The sequence below is a fragment of the Ignatzschineria ureiclastica genome (genome assembly GCF_003121845.1).
Lineage (GTDB): Bacteria > Pseudomonadota > Gammaproteobacteria > Cardiobacteriales > Wohlfahrtiimonadaceae > Ignatzschineria > Ignatzschineria ureiclastica.
In genome coordinates, this window is the sequence record NZ_QEWQ01000004.1 from 176,403 (window position 1) to 197,950 (window position 21,548).

The 21,548-nt window shown below is 41.1% G+C and carries 17 protein-coding genes; 5 read left to right on the forward strand and 12 right to left on the reverse strand.

The window, feature by feature from the left end; all coding sequences use genetic code 11:
* Window positions 1-6 precede the first annotated feature (6 nt).
* On the forward strand, window positions 7-1,251 hold the full coding sequence (locus tag DC083_RS06460; protein ID WP_109189692.1) for a nucleoside permease: 1,245 nt from the start codon (window positions 7-9) through the stop codon (window positions 1,249-1,251).
* A 428-nt stretch (window positions 1,252-1,679) separates the two neighbouring features.
* Complete coding sequence (locus DC083_RS06465) at window positions 1,680-2,654, forward strand: EamA family transporter (RefSeq protein WP_109189404.1); 975 nt, start codon at window positions 1,680-1,682, stop codon at window positions 2,652-2,654.
* Between the two features lie 426 nt (window positions 2,655-3,080).
* Here DC083_RS06465 and deoB read toward each other — a convergent pair whose 3' ends face one another.
* From deoB to DC083_RS06480, 3 genes are all read right to left on the reverse strand, one after another.
* Entirely contained in the window at window positions 3,081-4,307 is a 1,227-nt protein-coding gene (gene deoB / locus DC083_RS06470) for a phosphopentomutase (RefSeq protein ID WP_109189405.1), read from the reverse strand.
* Between the two features lie 32 nt (window positions 4,308-4,339).
* Window positions 4,340-5,122 (reverse strand): deoxyribose-phosphate aldolase, encoded by a 783-nt coding sequence (gene deoC, locus DC083_RS06475; protein ID WP_109189406.1) that lies wholly within the window; start codon window positions 5,120-5,122, stop codon window positions 4,340-4,342.
* A 503-nt stretch (window positions 5,123-5,625) separates the two neighbouring features.
* Window positions 5,626-6,510 carry a sulfurtransferase gene (locus DC083_RS06480; RefSeq protein ID WP_109189407.1) on the reverse strand — a complete coding sequence of 295 codons (885 nt, stop codon included), beginning with the start codon at window positions 6,508-6,510 and terminating at the stop codon, window positions 5,626-5,628.
* A gap of 585 nt (window positions 6,511-7,095) precedes the next feature.
* On the opposite strand from DC083_RS06480, the gene DC083_RS06485 reads away from it, so the two are divergent.
* Complete coding sequence (locus DC083_RS06485) at window positions 7,096-7,452, forward strand: arsenate reductase (RefSeq protein WP_229822354.1); 357 nt, start codon at window positions 7,096-7,098, stop codon at window positions 7,450-7,452.
* Window positions 7,453-7,670: 218 nt separating this feature from the next.
* On the opposite strand, the gene DC083_RS06490 is transcribed toward DC083_RS06485, so the two are convergent.
* From DC083_RS06490 to DC083_RS06500, 3 genes are all read right to left on the reverse strand, one after another.
* Entirely contained in the window at window positions 7,671-8,279 is a 609-nt protein-coding gene (locus tag DC083_RS06490; protein WP_109189409.1) for a class I SAM-dependent methyltransferase, read from the reverse strand.
* Window positions 8,280-8,471: 192 nt separating this feature from the next.
* Window positions 8,472-9,251: an ankyrin repeat domain-containing protein gene (locus DC083_RS06495; RefSeq protein WP_109189410.1), complete on the reverse strand. Its 780-nt coding sequence runs from the start codon at window positions 9,249-9,251 to the stop codon at window positions 8,472-8,474.
* A gap of 162 nt (window positions 9,252-9,413) precedes the next feature.
* Window positions 9,414-10,448 carry a DMT family transporter gene (locus tag DC083_RS06500; RefSeq protein WP_109189411.1) on the reverse strand — a complete coding sequence of 345 codons (1,035 nt, stop codon included), beginning with the start codon at window positions 10,446-10,448 and terminating at the stop codon, window positions 9,414-9,416.
* 465 nt (window positions 10,449-10,913) lie between these two features.
* Between DC083_RS06500 and DC083_RS06505 the strand changes: the two genes are divergently transcribed.
* Window positions 10,914-11,801: a LysR family transcriptional regulator gene (locus tag DC083_RS06505; protein WP_109189412.1), complete on the forward strand. Its 888-nt coding sequence runs from the start codon at window positions 10,914-10,916 to the stop codon at window positions 11,799-11,801.
* Window positions 11,802-11,876: 75 nt separating this feature from the next.
* On the forward strand, window positions 11,877-12,173 hold the full coding sequence (locus tag DC083_RS06510) for a hypothetical protein (RefSeq protein ID WP_109189413.1): 297 nt from the start codon (window positions 11,877-11,879) through the stop codon (window positions 12,171-12,173).
* Window positions 12,174-12,243: 70 nt separating this feature from the next.
* On the opposite strand, the gene DC083_RS06515 is transcribed toward DC083_RS06510, so the two are convergent.
* The 6 genes from DC083_RS06515 to DC083_RS06540 all read right to left on the reverse strand — a co-directional run bounded on the left by DC083_RS06515 (window position 12,244) and on the right by DC083_RS06540 (window position 21,483).
* Window positions 12,244-13,629: an APC family permease gene (locus DC083_RS06515; RefSeq protein ID WP_109189414.1), complete on the reverse strand. Its 1,386-nt coding sequence runs from the start codon at window positions 13,627-13,629 to the stop codon at window positions 12,244-12,246.
* Between the two features lie 797 nt (window positions 13,630-14,426).
* The gene (locus DC083_RS06520) at window positions 14,427-16,151 is read right to left on the reverse strand and encodes an amidohydrolase (protein ID WP_109189415.1); all 1,725 of its coding nucleotides are present in this window, start codon (window positions 16,149-16,151) and stop codon (window positions 14,427-14,429) included.
* Window positions 16,152-16,345: 194 nt separating this feature from the next.
* Complete coding sequence (gene torD / locus DC083_RS06525; protein ID WP_109189416.1) at window positions 16,346-17,029, reverse strand: molecular chaperone TorD; 684 nt, start codon at window positions 17,027-17,029, stop codon at window positions 16,346-16,348.
* Between the two features lie 342 nt (window positions 17,030-17,371).
* Entirely contained in the window at window positions 17,372-19,894 is a 2,523-nt protein-coding gene (torA, locus tag DC083_RS06530) for a trimethylamine-N-oxide reductase TorA (protein ID WP_109189417.1), read from the reverse strand.
* Window positions 19,895-19,940: 46 nt separating this feature from the next.
* Window positions 19,941-21,131: a pentaheme c-type cytochrome TorC gene (torC, locus tag DC083_RS06535; protein WP_109189418.1), complete on the reverse strand. Its 1,191-nt coding sequence runs from the start codon at window positions 21,129-21,131 to the stop codon at window positions 19,941-19,943.
* A 178-nt stretch (window positions 21,132-21,309) separates the two neighbouring features.
* Window positions 21,310-21,483 (reverse strand): periplasmic nitrate reductase, NapE protein, encoded by a 174-nt coding sequence (locus DC083_RS06540; protein WP_109189419.1) that lies wholly within the window; start codon window positions 21,481-21,483, stop codon window positions 21,310-21,312.
* Window positions 21,484-21,548: the final 65 nt, after the last annotated feature.

Consider the following 21,548-nt stretch of genomic DNA (forward strand, 5'->3'; position numbering starts at 1 on the left):
AATTTAATGAGTATTCAAAATCGCCTGCGGGTGATGCTCTTTTTGCAATATTTTATCTGGGGATGTTGGCTGACTACTTTGGGAAGCTATCTTATCAATACGCTCGATATGAATGGCGCACAAGTGGGGGATATCTTCAGTTCAAAAGGATTGGCTTCCCTCATTATGCCGGTCATTGTTGGGATTATTGCTGATAAATATCTCTCATCAAAATATGTCTATATGCTTTGTCATTTAGTCAGTGCCGGCGCGCTCTTTTATGCATCCATTGTGACCGATTTTAATCCACTCTATTGGATGATGTTTATCAGCTTATTTGCTTATATGCCAACGTTGTCGCTCTCTAATGCGATCAGTTATTACTGTCTTTCACAGCATAATCTCGATGCGGCGGTGACATTCCCAAAACTTCGGATCTTTGGGACAATTGGTTTTATTGTGGCAATGTGGATGATCAGCCTTTCAGGCTTTGAAGTGAGTCATTGGCAATTAACGATTGCCGGCATTGCTTCCGTAATCTTAGTTGTTTATTCATTGACCTTACCCTACATTCCTAAGGCAAAGCAGAAAACGAATCGCTCTTTAAGTGCAATATTGGGCTTAGATGCATTTGTGCTCTTTAAAAAACCAATTATGGCGGTCTTTTTCCTTTTTGCGATGCTATTAGGGGCAGTGCTACAAATTACCAATATCTTCGGTAATCCATTCTTACGGGACTTTGCCCACTATCCTGAATTTGCCGATAGCTTTGTGGTGCAATATCCGTCGATCTTACTCTCAATTTCTCAGATTGCTGAAGTGGTCTTTATCTTAGCGATTCCTTTTGCACTGAAACGCTTTGGGATTAAAAATGTAATGCTGATCAGTATGTTCGCTTGGGTATTACGCTTTGGACTCTTTGCTTATGGTGATCCGTCTCCGATTGGCTTCTGGTTCCTACTTCTTTCGATGATTGTCTATGGTTGTGCTTTTGATTTCTTCAATATCTCAGGTTCAATCTTTATTGAAAAAGAGGTGAATGCCGATATTCGAGCAAGTGCGCAAGGGCTCTTTATGATGATGGTTAATGGGGTTGGCTCATATTTAGGCTCAAAACTGAGTGGCTATGTAGTCGATTATTACACTATCGATGGGCTACGGGATTGGCACTCAATCTGGCTCGTCTTCGCCGGCTATGCGCTGATTCTTGCGGTTGTATTCTATTTCACCTTTAATTATAAGCAAGATAGAAGTGCAGATGTGACTGCGTAGAGTCGTTGCAATGTAGGCTTAACAATCTGTCGTGCGATTAACCGTCATCTTGCAGAGGATGGCGGTTATTTTATAGTCAGATCGGTTCAAAATAAATTGATTCAAATGCCGGCGCATCGACTGTGAAAAACAAGGAAGCTGTTCTATCCGGCATCTTGCAAGTGTTGTTTAGTGCGGTTTTATGTTCTTTTAAAATCCCGCAGTAGCGGTTTAAAAACCATTTTTCTTAAACCAAATTTACTATATATGACTGAAGAGCGAAGTCACTGCATAGATCGATATAGATCAAAGTTGGTTATTATATCGCTCTCTTTTAGGGAATATATTTATCATTATTTTTAATTATTCGATATCATTAACGGCTTATCATTTTCAATGAAAGTTCTAAAATGACCATTAATGAATAATTAAAAAGGATTTTATCAAAAATGAAAGACAAGTTTATAGGGGGCTTACTCGTCTTTATTGGCGCAGCGAGCTTTGGGATTCTCTCTTCCATTGTAAAGACAGCTTATGATGCCGGTTATACCTTAGGGCAGATTACATCGGTACAGAGTTTTTTGGGGATGGCGATTTTATGGATTCTCTATCTCATTACCAAAGTTATTATGAGCACTGTTCATCATAACGTGTATCACAATGATAAAGGGGCACATAATAAGGCAGAGCGTTCAAAACGTGATCATTATCTAACAGTCATTGCTTCAGGGATCTTCCCGGGATTGGTGGGGATTCTCTACTATCAGAGCGTGCAATTAATTCCGGCCTCCATTGCGATTATTTTATTAATGCAATATCTCTGGATCAGTGTATTGATTGACTTTATTTTCTTTAAACATCGCCCGAGCTTGATTCAAGTTGTGGCGGTGATTCTCATTATTGCCGGTAGTATTGTGGCAGCGGGTGTATTGAATGAATCGATCTCTTTTAATCTTAAAGGCTATCTCTATGGGCTAGCGGCAGCGCTCTCATACTGCTTCTTTATTATTACGAGTAATCGGGTAGGGTTATCACTTCCTACTTTAGAAAAAAGTGCATTGATGATTACCGGTGCCTTTATTGTTACGGCATTGATTTTCTTGCCGAGTTTCATTCAATATTTTGATCTACAGAACCCTAGTTTTACGAAGTACTTTAATGTTCTACAAGAGCCACTCTATCGCTATGGCTTGATTCTTGCGCTATTGGGGACAGTGATTCCGCCTTTTCTCTTTGCAGTGGGCATTCCGAAAGTGGGGATCTCTATTAGTGCGATTTTATCCGCTGTGGAATTACCGGTAGCAATGCTCTCCTCGTATTTCTATCTCAAAGAAGAGATTAGCTTCCTGCAATGGATGGGCGTTCTGGTGATTCTCTTTGCCATTGTGTTAGCAAATTTAAGATGGCGGAAAAAGGCGATCTAGTCAGTTTTGATTGATGTATAGTAAATTTGGTTTAAGAAAAATGCTTTGTAAACAGCTATTGTGAGGTTTTAAAAGAACATAAAACCTGACTCACCAACACTTGCAAGATGCCGGATAGAACAGCTTTCTTATTTCTTACACCCGATGCGCCGGCATATTGATAAGCTTCTTTTAAACCGATATTACGATATAAAGAGCGATCAGATTACGATCAGCAACGTATCAAAACAAAAGTCAAAACAAATCAAAACAAAAATTGAAACAAAATATTGAAGACAAAATTTGAAAAATAAAATAGCAGAAACCCGATAGATGAATGTCTATCGGGTTTATTATGAACTCTTTATAGAAACCCCTATAGAAAGCCTTTATAGAAAGCTTCCATAGAAGTCTTGTAACACAATCGAATGATCAATTAATGACTGATTATAGCATTGGCTCGCCATACTCACCGGGGGTCAGTGAGAAGTATTGGGCAATAGTTTGACCGATATCGGCAAAGGTTTTGCGATGGCCTAAAGAGCCTGGTTTCACTGTTGGTCCATAGAGCAATACCGGGATATGTTCCCGAGTATGATCAGTGCCCTCCCACGTTGGATCACAACCGTGATCCGCTGTAATAATAAGGATATCATCACCTGTGACGAGTTCCATTAATTCAGGTAGACGGCGATCAAAGAGCTCGAGAGCCTCACCGTAACCGATCACATCTCGGCGATGACCGTACGCAGAATCAAAATCGACAAAATTAGTAAAGACAATCGTCTGATCACCGGCCTTTTTCATCTCGGCAATGGTGGCATCAAATAATTCATTAATGCCGGTCGCTTTCACTTTTTGAGTGATGCCTACGTGGGCATAAATATCGGCAATTTTACCGATCGACACCACTTCACCTTGTTTCTCTTCTACGAGCTTTTGTAATACGGTGGGCGCTGGCGGTTCCACTGCAAGGTCGTGGCGATTGCCGGTGCGGGTAAAGTTACTCGCATCTGTTCCGATAAATGGGCGGGCAATGACTCGACCAATGTTGTAATCCCCTTTATTAAGCTCATCTCGAGCGATTTCACACAATTCATAGAGGCGATCTAAACCAAAAGTCTCTTCGTGGCAAGCGATTTGGAAAACAGAATCGGCAGAAGTATAGAAAATCGGTTTGCCTGTTTTCATATGCTCTTCGCCGAGTTCTTCTAGAATCGCAGTTCCTGAAGCGTGGCAATTGCCAAGATAACCGGGAAGATTCGCACGTTCTACTAATTTATCTAATAGTGCTTGCGGAAAGGTATTCTCAAGATCGCTAAAATAGCCCCAATCAAAGAGAACCGGCACGCCGGCAATTTCCCAATGACCTGACGGGGTATCTTTACCGGATGAGAGCTCGCTGGCATAAGCATAAGCACCAATAATCGGTGTATTCTTATCTAATCCCGCCGGAAATTCACCACACGATTCTTCGGTTGCTTTGCCTAATCCTAGGCTACATAAGTTAGGGATATTTAGAGGGCCTTTGCGCGTCTCATTATCCGCTTTCCCTTCGGCAAATGCTTTGGCAATATGACCTAAAGTATTCGCGCCCTCATCACCAAATTTATGCGCATCGTGAGCGGCACCAATCCCAAGGGAATCCAGCACCATAATATAAATTCGTTTCATTATTAAAACTCCTATAAAATCGGCTGAAGCAATTAATAAACAGAGCTATCTGCAGTTACGCTTTCGCCATTTAATGTGGCTAATAAATTGCCAAGCAGACTAGAAGCACCAAAGCGGAAATGACGGGCATCAAGCCATTGATCCCCCATAATTGAGCGCGCTAGAGTGAGGTATTCAGAAGCCTCTTCCGCAGTACGAACACCGCCTGCTGGTTTAAAACCAACACGATCCCCCACATTCAGATCACGAATCACTTCAAGCATTAATTTTGCACTCTCGAGTGTTGCATTAACCGGGACTTTTCCGGTTGAGGTTTTGATAAAATCAGCACCGGCTTTGATCGCAATTTCAGAGGCTTTACGAATTAACGCAGGTTCTTTCAATTCGCCTGTTTCGATAATCACTTTTAATAGTGCCCCTTTTTGTGCGCAAGCCTCCTTACAGGCTTTCACCATTTCAAATCCAATGGTTTCATTGCCGGCCATAAGCGCTCTATAAGGGAAGACGACATCCACTTCATCTGCGCCATAAGCGAGCGCAGCATTGGTTTCAGCAAGCGCAATTTCAAGATCATCATTACCGTGAGGGAAGTTGGTGACCGTAGCAATGCGAATTTCCGGGGTTCCTTGCGCTCGTAAGGTTTTACGTGCAAGCGGAATAAAGCGAGGATAGATACAGATCGCTGCGGTATTGCCGGCAGGGCTTTGTGCTTGTTGGCAGAGTGCGATGATTTTCTCATCGGTATCATCTTGATTAAGTGTGGTTAAATCCATTAATGAGAGCGCTAAACGAGCATCATCCGTTACATTAGTCATATTCATCTCCAAATGCTAAAGCTCAAGAATAGGGCATAATTTCTAGAAGATCGTAAAATAACCTAAAGAATGTCTATGCTTCTTGAACTATTTAATAATATTTTTACTTAATGGTAATGCTACCGAAATAATGGCCTAAAGTCATCGGTTATGGTCAAAAAACAGTGTTTTTGCGAAGTAATAAAAATCCCGCACTCAAATAAGATGAAAGATTAATCATCTATACTCAATCCGCGGGATTATTTTATATCTATTATTTTATATCTACTCTTGTAGAGTAAATTTGGTTTACAAAATGCTTTTTAAGCAGCGCGTATGAGATTTTAAAAGAATATAACACCTTACTCAATAACACTTGCAAGATGCCGGATAGAATGGCTACCTCTCTTTTTACAACCGATGCGCCGGCATTTTAATAAGCTTATTTTGAACCGACCTTACTATATGTCTACTATTGAATGATCGATCAACCATTTTAGACATTTACTACTCTTTAAGATTGCTTAGTAAGGGACTTCATTGCCCTCAGGACCTGTTACAATCGGACGATTATGATCTGAACACCATTCGCTCCAAGAACCGTGATAGAGGCGTGAAATGCCTAACCCTGCATAATAGAGTGCAAAGAGATTGTGGCAAGCGGATACGCCTGAACCACATTGATGTACCACCGTTGTAGGCTCAATACCGTCTAAGAAAGCAAGCCACTCTGACTTGAGTGTTGCAGGATCTTTGAAAGTCCCTTTTTCTGTAAGGTTTTGGGCAAAGGGATAATTGATTGCTGTGGGGATATGGCCGGCAATAGGGTCAAGGGGTTCCTCTTTCCCTTCAAATCGTGCTTCGCTTCTTGCGTCGACGAGTTGTAAACCTTCCTGACGATTGCCTAGAATGTGATCAAGGATTTCTGCTAAGAAAACCACTTCGAAATCGCTCTCTTTGAGCTCGATATCGCCTTGTTCATTGATCGCTTGAGGATTATCTGTTTCAAGCGCTAAGCCTGCATCTACCCACGCTTTATAACCACCGTCAAGCACTTGCACAGACTCGTGGCCTAAATAGCGTAAAATCCACCACGCGTGGCAGGCGAGCATACTATTTTGATCATCGTAGAAAACGATATGATCATCGTTATTAATCCCGAGATTTTGTAATTTTTCGATGAGAACATCTTGAGAGGCTAATGGATGACGGCCATTGTAGCCAGTGCGCTCTGCGCAGAGATCCTCTTCTAAATCAAGCCAAAGCGCGCCGGGAATCCGGGCTGTTTGGTAACTATTTTGTCCATATTGAGGATCAGCTAAATCATATCTTACATCGATCACTTTCCAATTTGCATCTGAAAGATGACTCGATAGTTCCTCAACTTGAATGAGGGGTGACACTTGCATTGTAAACTCCTTATGATGTATGTAAGCAAGTCGTTAAAATACTGCCTTTCTTGAGCTATACGCACCCTCAAAACCTTAACAGCGATGACCGTTAAGTCCTGAATATAGGTATTCGTCGGGCGCGTGATCTGCTAAAAAAGCAGGGTATAAAAATAGATCATAGCGAGAGTGTTCATCGCCTGTAAAATAACTGTGCGTTATAACGATCAATAGGCCTGTTATCTTACTATGTTGCGCAATAACTTGTGTGAGATATTGTGTGATCTATTCTTATTAAGAAATCATCTTTTATAACTTTTTCTTATTAATTCTTGTAATAGAATAGAGGATTTAGCGATTTCTCACAATAGCTATATCAGCTCTTTATGTTATTTTTTAATCAAAATAATGGAGAATATCGCTATTGATTACTAAAAGTAATTCAAGTATTAACAATAAGTTAGATAAAGATAACAATGTTGCCTATTTTAAATGAATGAAATTCGAAAGGCTTATCTTGAGTGAGTCGGCATTATGCTAGAATAAGCCATTAGAAACCCATATAAAGACAAACCAATATAAACCACAAATAGAAGAGATTACATAATGATTGTTTACGGAATTAAAAATTGTAATACGATGAAAAAGGCCTTTACTTGGTTAGATGAGCATCATATTGCCTATGAGTTTGTCGATTATCGTAATCCGGGCTTAAGTACGGAAACGCTTCAGGGGATTTTGAAGCTGATTGATCTTGATGATCTTGTGAATAAACGGAGTACTAGTTGGCGCGCATTAAGCGATAGTGATAAAGAAGCGGTGCTTAATCCGGCAACGGCAATAGCAGTGTTACAGGCACATCCTACCTTAATTAAGCGCCCCTTAATTGTAGAGGGTTCTAAAGCTTATGTCGGGTTTTCTGAAGAAGCGTTCACACAGCAGTTTGTATCATCATTATCATAAATTGAGCATAGCGATATAGTAAATTTGGTTTAAGAAAACTGGTTTTTAAACAGTTATTGCGCGTGGTTTTAAAAGAATTTAAAAGAACATAAACCTGACTCACCAACACTTGCAAGATGCCGGATAGAACAGCTTCCTTGCCTAGATCAACCGATGCGCCGGCATTTTAATAAGCTTATGTCGAACCGATATGACTATAAGAGAATAGCGAGAAATACTTACCGGCGCTTAGCTAACCATACTGAACGGTAACCGCAGTTAGGATCTTGTAGTTGATATTGCAATAGACCAAATTGTTGCTGAATCAAGGTTTGCCGATATTCATTCTCTGATAAGCTCGCGTGATAGAGCGGATGACCATTGAAATCGCCGATGGCCTCGCCATTTTCGTGGCCACTCGTGAAGAGTAGGGGGGCATTGGGTTTTGCCCATTGTGAGAGTTTGCTAAATAGCGCTAACTGCTTTGCTTGAGGTAGATGAAAGAGACTATCCCACGCAATAATCGCGTCAAATTGTGTGGATAGTTCAACCTCACAGATATCAGCGAGTTGCCAAGTCTGATCGGGGAATTGCTTCTGTGCGCGTTTGATAAAAGGTTTGACCTGATCAATACCATAGATCGAGAATCCTTGCGCAATACAATATTCAGCAATCGGTTGCCCGGTGCCACAGCCTAAATCGAGAATCGTGCCATTTGCAGGAATCAGTTTAAGAAAACGATCTAGCCAAGTCTGCTCTACAAATTCACTCTCAAGGCGAAGCTTTTGCCACGCTTTCGCATAGCGTTTATAGAGAATAGGGATAAGATCAGCTGATGGATGGGGCATAAGTACCTTATTTAATGATTAATGCAGTAGGTTGCCATATTCTACGTTAATTCCCTTTATTCGTATAGCCTAGTACAGATTGGGAAAATCTAAAGATAAAAGGGACGACAGATTGTCATCCCTCTAATGATTAGTTCTTTCTATTCAGCTCAGTGATGGTTTGATCTAATAGAATTAAAACCCATTACAGGCTTACTCACACGCCGGCTTTCCGGTACGATGATTAACTGCTCCATTTTCAATCAGTAACTGTACCACTTGGTTATTGCCTCGTTCACAAGCAAAAGTAAGCGCATCTTGATCAAATGCAGGACTATTCACATCCGTTTCTGTTGTCACTCGATTAGGTTCAGCACCGAGTTTTAAGAGATAATCGACTATTTCATAACGATCATTACTCGCGGCGACAATGAGCATCGTTTCACCCTGCATATCGTGTACTTGGTCATTAATATCGACTTTATCTTTCAATAGCTCATAAAGCTTTGCAAAAACGTTAACATTTTTCCCAAGTGCTGCTGATTTCAGTACGTGACTGACATCGCCTCGATCCGTTGCCCAAAGGTCAGCATTTTGAGAGAGTAGATAATCGACCATATCCTCATAACCGATAAATGCCGCCCAACCTAGCGCTGTTTGTCCGAGGCTTGCTTCATCTTTCACTTCAATATCTTGGCCATTTTCCACCATTGCTTTCACCGTAGCAAGATCGCCTTGTTTCACCGCATCAAACCAAGCAGCATCAGGGCCTTCAGAGGGTTTATCATAGAATACCCGCCAAGCTAAACGATCAGGATTAGCAATCTCTACCATTTCAGAATAATCTAAGCGAAATTGCTGATAATCTTCAGGGTTACTAGGATTGAGCTGCGCTCCTTGAGCGAATGAAGCGCCTAATAGGATGAGTGAGGCTATTAATGTTTTTCGATAAGTTACTTTTTGTGTTGGAAGTTTAAATAGTTTTTTTGCCATAAAGGAAATACACTCCTTGTTATATAAAGATGGAATGAAATATCGTGTTGAGGAAAACCTCATTTCTTTAAACATAACATAGGAAATTCCTAGAAATTTACAGTGAGTGAAAAAGCTTGTAAAGGGATATTTAGTTGCTAGAAGTCCGCATTGTCTGCAAGTTTACACACGATCAATCGGTGTAATCTCATCGATGGTTTCAGCAGGCGTTTCATCCTCTTCAGATTCATCTTTATAATTCGGCATTGATTCGTGAATACTATCACGAAGTTGCCGGCGATATTGATAGCGACTATTGATATTGTTGGCAATAATCATACTGCACACAATGATGACGCCGGTAAGCTCTAAAGGCTCAACGCCGTGCCCTTGAATAAGACGAATAATCACCGTTGTAATCGGGGCAATATTGATAAAGAGCACCGCATTGAGGGGACCTAAGCTCTGCACACCTTTGTTCCAACCTAAAAGCGCGAAAAGGCCAGGGAAGAGGATCATAAAGAGAAAATGATATTTGACCGAAAAGATCTCAGGAAGTGTTGGGACAGAAATTTTGCCCATTGCGGTGCCGACCATAACGATGATGAATGTGGTAAGCATCCCGTAGATCAAACTCAATGTGGAATAACGAAGTACGGACCATTGTGGTAGACGAGAGCCCCCGATAGTATAAAGCGCCCAGCCGAGTGCCGCGATTAAGAGAAAGAGAAATGGAATCAGACGACCGCCTGAGAAAATTGTACTAAAGTCGCCGTTAGTGACGACAAGCGCTACGCCGACAAAGGCGATTAGAATTGTGCAAAGTGTAAAGTTATTCGGGCGTGAACGATAATAGACCCACATAACAATAGCTGAGAGAATCGGCACAGAGGCTTCCATAATAGAGGCAATTAATACCCCAGGATCGCCGAGTTGTTCCTGACCGATAAACATTAATAGATTATAGACAGTAAAACCCATTGTTCCGAAGAACCAGATCATTGGTAGATGCCCTTCAGCGCGAAACGCACTAGGGCCTTCTTTCAGGTAGAGGATAATGGCAAGAATAATGGCGACCGGCACATAACGCAATAGAGTAAAATAGTAAGGATTAACAACCTTAAAAATCTCACCGGCAACGGGGAACATTGCGCCCCAAGATGCACTTGCGATGATGAGTAATAATGCGCCATATAAAACGTTCGGACGACCTGCCATTTGAAAAATTCCCCCTTATCATTAAAATCTTCCATACAATCACACTGCACTATTTAGCTACTATTTTGATAACCTCTCAATAGTTGTTCGACAGAGATCAGAAAAATAGTTCTATTTTAATAGTTGTTAAATGATTGAGACTTCAAGATTCTATGTTTTAAATTATTTATGTTCTAAATTATTATTGTTAATGAGTAATATATTACTAACTACTTGTTGTTATAGAATAATTTCATTCATTATTGGGGTGGTATTGATCGCTTTTCAGCCCGCAATAAATCGTTGATTTCATCCTTTTCAGAGTGCAAAATAAACGCACTAGATTTGCTACTTTAATGCTTCTTTCATATCTTGTAAAACGATTAATTATATTAGTTGATATCATTTTTAGTGATGGATATAATTGCCTGATCAGAGAGATATTTTTTGCCAATAATCATCAGCCAGAAGAGGTAGAGCGTCATTATGAACGATCGGGATTTAAGAATATTCACCAAGGTTGCCGAATTAGGATCGATTAGTCACGTGGCGAAAGAGCTCAACTATGTGCAATCTAATATCAGCTCAAGGATTCAAAAGCTTGAGGAAGATCTTAATGTCACGCTCTTTTTTCGTAGTAAACAAGGAATGCAACTCACGCCCGAGGGCAAAGTATTAGTAGATATTGCGTATAAGATTATTGAACTCTCCGATAAGATGATGCAAGTGGCTAAATCAGGGGGAATGCCGGTTGGGAAGTTAGAGATTGCCTCGGTAGAAACGGTGATCAAATTACCGCTGATACTCTCTAAATTTAATAAGAGTTATGCCGGAGTTGATCTACGATTAGCCACAGGTGTGACAACAGAGCTACGGGATAAGGTGCTCAATTATCAACTTGATGGCGCATTTGTTACCAAAAGCCGTTTAACAAGTCATCCTGAACTACAAGAATTAGATGTATTTGAAGAGAAATTAGTCCTTATTGCCGATGAGAAAGTAGAGGATCTCTCCGAGCTACTTGAAAGACCGCTATTGAGTTTTAGCGATGGTTGTGGCTATCGAGCCAAATTCCACGAATGGCTTAAAGCAAGTGGATTAGAAGCGACTAAGAATATGGAATTAGGCACCTTAGAGACAACGCTTGGAAGTGTGATTTCAGGTTTAGGCATCGCTTTTGTTCCTTACTCGGCAGTTGCCCATTATGAGAAACGAGGATTAATCTACTGCCACGAGCTTCCTTCAGCTTATAGCGAAATCACTACGACTTTTATCTACCGAAAAGATGAAGAGATTAGCCCGGTATTAAGGGCATTTGTTGAAGTGATTAAAGAGACCAAAGACGATGCAATTTCCCCTTTTTACCGCTTTTAATGATTAAATTGTTGTCATTGGGGAATGATTGAAATATTTAAGTTATTCAGTGAGTAGGGGAATCAATATTATTTTATGGAACTCGTCGTTATTGGTTGTATCTTGTTAGTGGCATTGAGCTCAGTGCGTTTTGTCTTTGGTTTTGCAAGTCGCATTGTCTCCTTCTTTGTCCGAACATTTATTCGATTAGTCTTTATCCTCATTTTTATTGTTGGCGCTATTTGGGCTTATGATTACTATAAAGTCTATCAAAATAGAGTGCGTATTGATGCCGAGAGCGGGCAATCAATGAATTCCTCTAACTCGGGAGGGAATAGAGATCCGCAATCACCGACGGTAATAGATCAGGTAATTGAAATTATTAAGAAATAATATTAAAAAATAGCTAAGAAACGAGCGCCATTGACACCGTTTCTTAGCTATTTGTCTCTGCTTGCTGATATTACTGTTCTAATCGTTTTTCAATAATCGCATCAATCTCATCGTGGCCAATTTCAGGAATCGGTTTTTTGAAGAATCTCGTTAAAATGGTGAGATAGACAATGCCTAAGCCAAGCCAAAGAAGACCAATGGTCATTGCGTGACTATCGAGATTGATCCAGAGCCAAATGGTAAGCGCCATTCCACAAGCGGGCAAAATTCCGTAGGAGAAGATGCCTTTGAGATGGAGATTCTCTCTATTTTGAGTAAAGAGATGGCTTTTAATGACGCACGCATTCACAGAGGTAAAGGCTACTAAAGCGCCGAAACTAATCATTGAAACCACTAAATTGAGCGGAATAATGAGGGAAATAAGTGAAAAGGTGGCAACGCAGATCAGCGCTAAATGCGGTGTATGGAATTTAGGATGAAGATGATAAAACACCTTTCTCGGTAAAACACCTTCCCGACCCATTGCAAAGAGAATACGAGAAACACTCGTTTGAGAGGTCATCGCAGAGGCATACACACCGGTGAGATAAGTGGCTAAGAAGAGATCTGATAGCAGTTTACCGCCGAAATGGCTCATCTCGCCAACACGATTCATAATATCAAGGCTCGCAGTCTCTTGTTTACTCTCAAGAGCAAAGTCTTGCCATTCTGGATAGGAAAGGTTTGCGGTATAAGAGATCACTAAGAAGATCGCACCGGCAATCACCACGGTCAACATAATCGCCCGGGGCAAGGTTTTTGAGGCATTTTTAGTCTCCTCTGCCATAGTTGCAATGGCATCAAACCCTAAGAATGCTAAGCAGAGCACTGCGGCCCCCGAGAGTAATCCTCCTAATTCATCGCCTTGAGGCGTTAATGGGGCCAATAGATTAGTCGGTGAAAGGTCAGCACTCCGTAAGCTCAGAACAATAAAGAGACCGATAAAGAGCACCTGTAATGTAATCAGAAAGAGATTCACTGGCGTGACGAGTTTAACGCCGATATAGTTTAAAATCGTGACCGAAATTAAGCATCCAAGAATAAAGCCCCAAGCGGGAATTGCCGGGAATGCTTCGTGGAGGTAGAGACCGAGCACGACATAATTCACAATGGGAAGAAAGAGATAATCAAGCACTTGTACCCAACCCACAGAAAAACCGATGAAAGAACCAAAGGTGCGTTGACTGTAAGAGTAGGCTGAGCCAGAGAGGGGGAGAAGCGTCGACATACGACAATAACTGAGTGCGGTAAAGAAGATCATCACTAACGTCACGATATAGGCGATCGGTAGGTGGCCACTACTGAGGTAAGTGACTTGCCCGTAAGTGGTAAATATTCCTAATGGAACCATATAGGCTAGGCCAAAGAGGATTAAAATGGGGGTTGTTAAGACTCGGTTCATTGCCGGCTGGGACATCGCTATCATCTCCTTCCAGAAGTCTCTCAAGAGACCTCTATTAATTAAAACCTCAATATTTTGAGGGGTGAAAAAGTCGCCTCAATAGTAGAGCAACTCTCATTCTAGGGCGACCTATTTATGCCAAAATAAGATTTAATTTTTTTATGCAATTGAGTGAATAGATAATTTTTTATGAACAGATAACCGGAAAATCCCATTTTAGCTGCTTATCGATCTGCTTTTGCTAAGAAGATCGTTAAAAGAATAATTATGGTCAATTTTGTATGGGCAATTTGGTTTAAGAAAAATTGTTTTAAGCAGTGAGTATTAAATTTTAAAAAACATAAAACCGTACTAAACAACACTTGTAAGATGCCGGATAGAACGACTTCCTTGCCTCTATTAGCAGATGCGCCGGCATTTTTATAAGCTTATTTTGAACCGATCTTACTATAAAACCGTACTAAACAACACTTGCAAGATGCCGGATAGAACGACTTCCTTGCCTCTATTAGCAGATGCGCCGGCATTTTTATAAGCTTATTTTGAACCGATCTTACTATAAAACCGTACTAAACAACGCTTGCAAGATGCCGAGTAGAACAGTTCATTTGCTTCTTATAACCAATGTCCAGCATTTCCCTAAGCTGATTTTGAATGGATCTTACGATAAAAGAGGGATTCAAAAATAGGTGAAAGGGTTATCAAAAAGAACCACTAACAATCACAAAATGAGATGATCTATTCGTCTACCTATTTTGAATATCGTTAGTGGTTTTTGTTCTATTCTATTGCAATTGATCTAATTGTCAGTTCTATGATGCTTGATAGACCGTTTTTCCGCCAATGACGGTTTTGAGAATTTTGACATTCTCAATATCTTCTGGCGGATTGTCGAGTGGATTACGATCAAGAATGATGTAATCTGCGAGTTTTCCTGCTTCTAGAGAACCCACATATTGTTCTGCCCCTAACATATAGGCCGCTTCAATCGTTGCAGTGCGTAATACTTCGGTAATGGTAAGATCACGATCGGTATCTAAGCGAGGATTATTCGGTGCTGCACCTTTACGAGTGACGGCCACTTTGAAGTCGTGCCACTCATCTAACGGATCGATAGGCCAGTCACTACCAAAGGCAACTCTCACGCCGGCATCGATAAATTTACCGGCCGTTTCTAAATGTTCAAATCGTTCCTCCCCGAGAATATCCCGCATCTCATCGGCAAATTCCTGCGTATAACCTGCCCATTGATATGAGAGGCAAGGGATGGCTTCTAAGGTTTTAAAGCGATCATATTGATGGGGTGCTGTGAGCTCATTATGGGCTAATGCAGGGCGAATATCTTTGCCGGGTAATCTATTACGCATTGATTCAATCGCATCGAGTGTGACTTCAATCGCACCATCGGCAACCGTATGCATATGAGGATGGAAGCCTTCTCGGCTCACTTCGGTAATAAGACCGGTCAGAATCTCATTAGGGTAGTAGAGATAACCTTTGTTATCAGATGGTTGCCAATTCGGCGCGTCTTTCGTGCCTACATTTTTGCGATAAGGGGCAAGAACGGAGGCGGTATTGATCGGTGATTGCATTACGCCGTCAACGAAGAACTTGGCGTGATGTATAAAGATGCCAGGTTCTACTTGCCATTGTGGATCGGTATAACGTGCAGCAAAGCGTTTCATCTCTGCCACTGCTTGCGGAATATCATTGATAGTTGGTGCTTTATCGGGGGTGATTTCTCTTGCACCAAAGAGGCGAATAGTGAGCTTTTTCTCATCTTTTAATGTGGTAAAAGCATCAAATTGTAAGGGAAGCGCGCGGGCATCCATTACTGTAGTCACACCTTGACTATTGAGTAACTGCTGTACTTCTTCGGCGACAATGACAGCACTCTCTGGATCTAATACAGGAATACTATCAAAAGCGCGCATTGCCGGTGCATCTTCCATAATGCCATTCAGTGAGCCATCAGGATAACGGCGGATTGTACCATCTACTGGTGTTGGCGTATTCTCATCAATATTAAAGAGCTCAAGCGCGCGGCTATTGGCCACTAAGGTATGGCAATCATTGGCAAAGAGAATCACCGGGCGTTTGGTGTCAAGCGTATCTAAATCTCGGCGTGTAATATCAGTGCCAAGGGGGAGAACCGCTTGGCGTAAAAATGCGCGTACTTGTAACCAATCATTTTCCCCTTTTTTAGGATCTTGATCGAGATAATCTTGGACAAATTTCAGCGTATCAGCAACGGTAAGACTCGCATAATCAAGGTTACATCCTGATAATTGTAATCCCCCCCAAAACGGATGAAGATGGGCATCAATAATACCGGGCATCAGCATTTTACCAGCAAGGTCGATCATCTCTACATTTTGGGATTCTAATGTTTGTGATACCACTGATTTGACTGCTTCAAGTGCTCCTACTGCGGCGATTTTACCCTCTATAATGGCTATTGCCTCTGCAAGTGGCTGTTTTAGATCTGCCGTAAAGATTGGACCATTGTAATAAATTCGTGCTGCAGTAGATTGCATCGTCAAGACTCCTTTAAAGTAATGAAACAGAGTAATTATTTGCTGATTATAAGTTGATTGCTAAAATGCTGATAATCATAGACAAAGTAAAAACGCTCCAATGGGAGCGTCCTAGATACATTCAATTGCATATAACAGATCTGCAAGATATGCACTTAGGTATGAGCTATCATACCCTTTTAGTGTTAGATAAGCTATGCTTCTTCATTCAGATAGATTGTGAGTAATTGTCGATCTTCTTTAACATAGGCAAGTAATAGAGCCATTATGGCAGGATAGAATCTGCTTTTTACGGGGACATTTTCCCCTTTTGCCACAAATTGCGGCAACCAGCTTAAGAGCGCATCATCGATAAATTGAATTTGAGTTGTGGCGACTGTTGGTATCATTGCCGGATCTTGTGATTGCGATTTACTATTCCACTTGGCAAGTACGGTGAGAATGACCGCAAGATGATCGGCAGGCTCATTGAATTGTTGATTGACTGTCAATTGATTATCAGCTAGCAATTTTTGCATTGCCGTTTCAATATGACCAAAGAGGTTTCCATCTTTTTCTAAATAGTGAGAAGCATAGGGAAGCGCCGCACGTTTGGCATCTAAAAGAAAGAGAGCTGCAAAATCCGCTGCTAATTCTAATTGAATCTCTTTCTGTTCAGTACCAAGGTTTTCCCAATTTTGAATCGCCGCTTGTAGTGCGATGGTTTCGGTCTCAAAACCACTGTCATTGAAAAAGGTTAAGAGCGGGGTAATGGCTTCATTTTGATAAGCTTCGATTTGTGCTTCAGTGAGTTCTAATGCAAAGAGGGAAGCAAACCATTGATAAATCTCTGCGCGTCTTGCGGTTAAGGTTGGCCAAAGCGTGTTTATATCTGTCATGTCAATCCTTTTTGAGATGAATGAGTTGAGGGCTGATTGTGCATTTTATATAGTAAATTTGGTTTAAGAAAAATAGCTTTTAAACAGCTATTGTGGGGTTTTAAAAGAAGATAAAACCTGACTTACCAACATTTGCAAGATGCCGGATAGAACAGCATTCTTGTCTCTTACAGCCGATGCGCCGGCATTTAAATGCGCTTCTTTTGAACCGATATTACTATAGTGAGTATTTTTGAGGTGTTCCTATAGGGGCATTGATCATCAAGGATAGTGGGATCCCTAATAACTAGAAAGACAATGCCAGGTAGCATTGTCTTTTAAAGTTATTATGACATCTAGAAATTATGATAATTCTTTGACGATATTGCCATCAGGATCTACCATTGTAGGACCACCAAAAGCGGTAACTCTTGGCGGAATACCTTCAAATTTCTCAAAGTCTACCACACAGGTATTCGCGCTTACTGCTTGCGCAAGTTTCGAGCTACCAATATCTTGCGTTAAAACATTCGCATCACCGTAGGTATCGAGTGAACCAATACGCTCATCGACAGGACCATACCAACCCCCTTCGTGGATACGTACGATTCCTTGCGGGTAATCATTGGATAAACGCGCGCCGGCCAATAATTGACCACGATCGTTAAAGACCCGAACAAGATCTCCTTCTTCAATCCCTTTACGCATTGCATCAATGGGGTTGATGTAGATCGGTTCGCGATCTTGAACGGTATAGCGATCACGAGCACTATCGACTTCACACATTTGTGAGTGTAGACGTTTATCGGGGTGAATTGATTGTAACCAGAATGGGAACTTATCAGATTTAGGGCCGCCATGTGAACGCTCAGATTTTTCCATCCAGATCGGATGACCTTTACAATCATCATAACCAAATGAGGCGATCTTACGGCTATAAATCTCGATAAAACCAGATGGAGTACCCAGAGCATTAACCTCAGGATCTTCTCTAAAGGCGGCGTGTTGAACAAATGGTTTACCATCAGGGAAGAGTACATAGCCTTTTTCCCAGAACTCTTCAAAGGATGGCATATAGAAGCCTTTTTGAAGATTCTCGGCATAGCAATCATTGTAGAGTTTCTCAATCCATTGCATCTCATTCATCCCTTGGCAGTACTCCTCTTCACGACCTAAGCGCTTCGCAAAGTCATACCAAATATCAAAATCAGAACGAGATTGATAGAGGGGATCTACAAGTTTATGCATTGCAATAATACCGCGATTACAGTAAGTACCATACATATCAAGGTCATTACGCTCATAAGTAGTACATGCAGGTAAAACGATATCTGCAAATCGGCAGGTGGCTGTCCAGTTATAATCGATGGATACAATGGTTTCTAGCTCAAGATATTTACGTTTCATACGATTCTTATCTTGATGACGGGCCCAATGGTTTGAGCCTGAGAATACTGCCATTTTATACGCCGGCAATTTAATACGTTGACCATTAAAATCAATTTCTCGGCCATCAATTGCATCAATCGCTCGCGTTAATGGGATTACTGAAACAGCTCCCTTATAATCTTCACTCTCATATTTCGGTTTACGACCAAAATCGAGATTAAGTGGGAATGATGCCGGCATAGAAGCGCCTGTTGCCGTTACACCTGCACCACTATAGTTGTGTGAGTAGCTAATGCCGCCACCAGGAAGACCAATTTGACCTAGCATAGAAGCGATAATCGCGGCCATCCAGAAAGGCTGTTCCCCATGTTGATTACGCTGAATACCCCAGCCCACCATAATTTGTGTGCGTTTTGAGGCCATTAAGCGGGCAAGCTCACGAATACGATCAGCCGGTACACCACAAATCGGTTCTGCCCACTCAGGGGTTTTCTCAACCATATCTTCTGTCTCCCCTTTGAGGTAAGGGAGGAAGAGTTCAAAACCGACTGTATAAGTATCAATAAAGTCTTTATCGTAAAGATCTTCTTTCCATAAAGTATGCGCAATCGCTAATTGGAATGCCACATCCGTTAATGGATTGAGATACTGATGCTCTGATTTGAGGTATTTTTGTGTTTTAGTGACAACGGGATCAATTGAGATTACTTTCATCTCACCTTTCGCAATCTTATCTTTGATCTGCTCAAGGTAGATAAAGGATTCATGAGTCTCAGTATTCCAACCAATCTGCAAGTTTTTGATCGGATCCATTGCCCACATTACGAGAAGCTCGGTATTATCAACGATATATTCCCAAGAAGTTCCTTGGATATACACTTCAGTGGTTCCCATTACATAAGGCATAATGGTTTGACCGGCACCTGTAGAGTAATCCTGCATTGTACCTACACTATTCCCATGCATTTTGATGCCACGATGCATATGGTTACCACAGCTATGTACTTGACCGACAGAGCGCCAACCCACGTGACCACGCATCAAACCGCTTGGTCCATAAGTTTGTTGGATACGTTCCATTTCGTTATACATTAAATCTAAGGCTTGGTCCCAGCTTACGCGGACGAAACGGTTATCGCCCCGTTGACGGCGGTCACTATAATGACCATTTTTGAACCAATCTAAACGGACCATCGGATAACGTACCCGAGATGAGTTATAGATAATGCCGGGGATATTGTAGATTAGATCAGATGGAAATTTGTCGAACTCAAAAGGTACGACTTCCGTCACTTTATTACCGACTACTTTAGCTCGAAATGCGCCCCAGTGCGAGCCGGAGAATTTCCAATTATCGAGAATAGCACGTTCAACATTCTCAGCATTTTGAGCTGTAACAACGTTATTGCCATTCGCTAAAGCGATAGGGGCTACTAAAGTTCCTGCAGAGATCGCAGAGAGTGCTTTTAGAAAGCCACGACGTGAATGATGTTTCATTTTTGACTCCTTAAAATGGATAGATCTATAGGATCTTGCAAATCGGTTACTCAGCTTGATTACTTCTTGTTGAATGAAGTTGTAGATATTTCAAGATTAGTGAAGCACTATCTTTATCTAAGTTGGTAAAGCCGACCATTCCATTGAAAATACCAGGCCATGTATTAGTATCGAATTGATCTACTAATGGTTGTTGGTGACAAACACTACAGCTTGCGTTGTAGCTAGTATCTGCAAATGTCCAAAGCGGTGTTGCATCTTCGATTAAGCCACCATTTTTGACCCAAGCAGAACCTTTGACTTTTTGCCATTCAAGACCAGTCAGCGGATCTTCTCTTGTTTCTAATACTTCAACATATTCATTGTTTTGCGCCATCTCTTTATCAAGGATGACACTCATGATATTTAGACCGAAATCTTCATACCAAACGCGACCATAACCTTTATTTTTACGCCATAATTCAAATTCAACTAACTCAGCATCCCCTTTTTTATCAAGGACTTTAACAGCCGTTGCTGTTTCGATTGAACCAATAGGGTTTTGAAGTTTCTCATCGAGATAGAGCGGTTGCGGTAAAACGTTATAGTACTCATGATTTGCACTTGTTTTGGTCTTATGGGCAGTGGCCATAATGTCATCTAAACCAGGATCACGAAGACGTTCAACTTTCGGTAATTGATGGGCAATACCTTTATGACATTCGATACAGCTAATATTCCGTTCAGCTGCGCTCTTCATCTCCATTTGTGCCATGATATTCATTTTGTCAAAATCCATATGTTGGTAATCATGACAAGAGCGACACTCTTTAGAACCGTTTGCATTCATACGATCCCACTCTCTTTGCGCTAATACTAAGCGTTTATCGAGGAATTTTTCTCGTGTACCGATATCGCCGGTAATATGTGACCAAACTTCACGGCTTGCTTGCATTTTACGCGCAATTTTATCGGTAAAGTTGTGCGGAACGTGACAATCTGCACAGTAAGCTCTCACACCTGTTCTATTTTTGAAGTGAACAGTCTCTTGTAATTCTGGGTAGACATTATCGCCCATCGTGTGACAGCTGATACAGAATGCTTCGGAGTTAGTATATTTAAGCCCCGTATCAAAAGCATTCCAAAAGAGGATACCGGCAATAAAGCCCCCAGTAACCAACACGCCTAATCCAATTCGCATACTCGGGCGGAGGAATAGATTATAGAGCGCTTGTTTGATGCGTTTAAATGTTTCCATTTAACGACTCCTTTAAAAACAGTGATGTAACTAAAAAGATCTAATAAAAAGTGACTATGCAAATTTGATAGGCGATGAAATGAATAATCACAATCTATAAAAATAATTAACTATTAAGTTAATATTATTGGATTAATAGTGTAGTGATACCGCTATCAAGATCTAATCACAGTGGTTATTAAACAGGAGGGCCCCAGAAGAGAAGTTGCATAAACCAGATAAAGAAGCCATAAGCTCCAATTGCGCACACAGCAAGAATGGGCAGTATGATGACTGCTAATAGTAGAAAGCTACGCCACTCTTCAAGCTTGGGGGGGATCTTTTTACTATCTTCTGTATAACTTTTTTTCATTGTATGTCCCTACAAAAAGATGATTATAATTTTTATTTGAAAGCCATTATTTATAAGCCTAAATG